Annotated in this window: 4 protein-coding genes; 1 reads left to right on the top strand and 3 read right to left on the bottom strand. The window is 76.0% G+C overall.

Going from position 1 to position 2,739, the window contains the following annotated elements; all coding sequences use genetic code 11:
• Both PLP61_RS16295 and PLP61_RS16290 read right to left on the bottom strand, forming a co-directional pair.
• The coding region (locus tag PLP61_RS16295) for a phosphohexomutase domain-containing protein (protein ID WP_324503816.1) at positions 1 to 1,054 on the bottom strand (1,054 nt) is incomplete at its 3' end.
• A 9-nt stretch (positions 1,055 to 1,063) separates the two neighbouring features.
• Positions 1,064 to 1,444, bottom strand: a complete 381-nt coding sequence (locus PLP61_RS16290) for a DUF3499 domain-containing protein (protein ID WP_324503815.1) — start codon at positions 1,442 to 1,444, stop codon at positions 1,064 to 1,066.
• Positions 1,445 to 1,493: 49 nt separating this feature from the next.
• Here PLP61_RS16290 and PLP61_RS16285 point away from each other — a divergent pair, with 49 nt between their 5' ends.
• Positions 1,494 to 1,940, top strand: a complete 447-nt coding sequence (locus PLP61_RS16285) for a metallopeptidase family protein (protein WP_324503814.1) — start codon at positions 1,494 to 1,496, stop codon at positions 1,938 to 1,940.
• A 49-nt stretch (positions 1,941 to 1,989) separates the two neighbouring features.
• Here PLP61_RS16285 and PLP61_RS16280 read toward each other — a convergent pair.
• Positions 1,990 to 2,739: DUF5719 family protein (locus PLP61_RS16280; protein WP_324503813.1), on the bottom strand; the 750-nt coding region annotated here is incomplete at its 5' end.

The raw sequence follows: 2,739 nt of genomic DNA, 5'->3' as shown, positions 1-2,739 counted from the left end.
GCAGCGCGGCGAGCATGCCCGAGTCGGCACGCCAGAAGTCGCGGAAGTAGAAGTGCCCGCTGTGCTCACCACCGAAGACCGCGCCGGTCCGGGCCATCTCGGCCTTGATGAAGGAGTGCCCCACCCGGGTACGCACGGGGACACCACCCTTGGCCCGGACCAGCTCGGGCACCGCCCGGCTGGTGATCAGGTTGTGGATGATCGTCGCGCCGGGCTCCCGGTCCAGCTCCCGGTCCGCGATCAGACCGGTCACCGCCGACGGCGACACCAGCCCCCCCTGCTCGTCGACGAGGAAGCACCGGTCGGCGTCGCCGTCGAAGGCCAGGCCGATGTCGGCCCCTTCGGCCACGACCCGGCGCTGCAGGTCGCGCAGGTTCTCCGGCTCGATCGGGTTGGCCTCGTGGTGGGGGAAGGTGCCGTCGAGCTCGAAGTACATCGGCACCAGCCGCACCTGCCCGGCGAGCAGGTCGAACACGGCCGGCGCGGTCAGCCCGGCCATCCCGTTGCCCGCGTCCACCACCACCGTAAGTGGGCGTCCGGCCACCGGGGCGAGGGTGAGCAGGTGTCGCGCGTACTCCTGGAGCAGGTCTCGCCGGGTCACCGCGCCCGGGGTCGCGGCCGGCGCCGGGGTCCCGGCGGCGACCACCCGGCGGATCTCGGCCAGGCCGGTGTCCTCGCCGACGGGGGTGGCGCCGGGGCCACAGAGCTTGAAGCCGTTGTAGCGGGCCGGGTTGTGGCTCGCGGTGACCATGGCGCCGGCGCGGTCGAGGTGCCCGGAGGCGAAGTAGAGCTGGTCGGTGGCGGCCAGGCCGATCGCGACGACGTCGGCCCCCATCGCGACGGCGCCGCGGGCGAACGCGTCGGCGAGCCCCGGCGAGCTGGGCCGCATGTCGTGGCCCACGACGATCTCCGACCCGCCGACGCACACCACGAAGGCCGCGCCCAGGGCGTGGGCGAGGGGCTCGTCCAGCTGGTCGGGGACCGTGCCCCGCACGTCGTAGGCCTTGAACACCGACGCCAGCCGGCCAGGGCTGGGCGGTCCGGCGTGAGGCATGCGGCCACCCTATCGGCCGGGCGACCGCTCCGACCGCAGCGCCCGGAGGTGGCCCCGCCGGGCGCCCTCGGCGTGGGGGTCGCCCTCCAGACCGGGGAGGGGCTCCTGCTCGCGGACGGGCCGGGCGGCCTCGCGCACCGCGTCGGCCAGCGCCAGCAGGTCGTCGCTGGAGGGTCCGGAGAGGGCGGGGTCGGGGGCCAGCCGCAGCACGTCCCACCCGCGCGGCGCCGACAGCCGCTCGCTGTGCGTCGCACACAGGTCGTAGGCGTGGGGCTCGGCGTGGAGCGCCAACGGGCCCAGCACGGCGGTCTGGTCGGCGTACACGTAGGTGAGCGTCGCGACGGCCGGGCGCCCGCAGGCGGCGCGGGAGCAGCGTCGGGTGGGACTCACGACGCAGACGGTACCCGGCGTCCCGGCGGTGGCGGACTAGGCTCGCGGTGTGGACGGAGCCGACGCGGGACGGGTCCGGTTCCGGCGCAGCCGGGACCGGCGCGGCCGGGGAATGCGCGGCCCCGCCGTGCTGCCCGTGCGACCGGGTGAGCCCCGGGGGCGGTCGGCGCGCGAGCGGTTCGACGCGGTGACGCTGGCGGTCGTGGCGGACCTGGAGCGACGCTGGCACGACCGGCTCGGGCTGGTCGAGTACGCCGTCGAGGACACGCCCCAGATCCCCGACGACTGGGACTCCCGGGCCGTCCCGTTGTCCTCCCTGATCCGGGGGAGCGGGACCACGCCCACCCGCCTGGTGCTGTTCCGGCGGCCGATCGAGCACCGCTGCGAGACCCGGGCGGACCTCGACGCGCTGGTGCTCACCGTGCTCGTGGAGCAGGTGGCCGAGCTGCTCGGGATGAGACCCGAGGACGTCGACGCCCGGTACCCGCAGGACTGACCGGGGGCGCCGACGGCCCAGTCAGGGCAGTGCGGTCAGGGCAGTGCGGTCAGGGCAGGGCGGGCCGGACCCCGGGGATGTAGCCGTACCGCTCGACCTCGACCAGCGGCACGACCGTCGCCCCCCGCCCGCGGACCAGCACCGACCCCACGACCGGGGTCCGGGAGGGCTCCACCTGGACCCAGGCCGTCCCGCGGGGGAGGTCCAGCTGCTGGCTGCGCCCCCGCGCGAGCTCCAGCCGCCTGCTGTCCAGCTGGGTGCCGTCGGCGTCCCGGCTCACCACGGTCACCACGCCGGTGCGGGTGGCACCGGCCAGCAGCAGGCGGGCCTCCCCGTCGGGCAGCAGTGCTGCCGCCGAGGAGGTGATCGGACCGCCGTCCCCGGCCAGGGCCAGGTCGCCGTCGACCAGCGAGGCGAGGCCGGCCACGACGGGCCGGCTCGCCGTGATGAGCAGCCCGGTGGCGCCCTTGCGGATCTCGGGAGCGAGCAGCTGTTCCAACCCGACCTGGACGACCGCCCCGGGTGCCACCTGGACCTCCTCCCAGCCGGAGGGGGTGAAGGTGCTCTCGGGGGAGATCACCTTGATGCCGACCCGCGCCTCGTCGGCGCCCGGGTTGAGCACCGACAGGGTGCGCGGGCCGGCCCCCTCGGGAAGGCCGAGCAGCACCACCGCGGCCTGCGGGGCCGCTTGGCCCGGGATCCAGTCCTCGACCGGCTGCTCGGCCCCGAAGTCGCCGACCCGGTCCAGCACGGTGACGGTGGCCCGGCCCCGGGTGACCGCCACCTGGATCGCGAGGTC

The organism is Nocardioides sp. (assembly GCF_035429765.1).
Lineage (GTDB): Bacteria > Actinomycetota > Actinomycetes > Propionibacteriales > Nocardioidaceae > Nocardioides.
The sequence above is the reverse complement of the archived record's forward strand: the minus strand, read 5'-3'. Positions and strand labels throughout refer to the sequence as shown.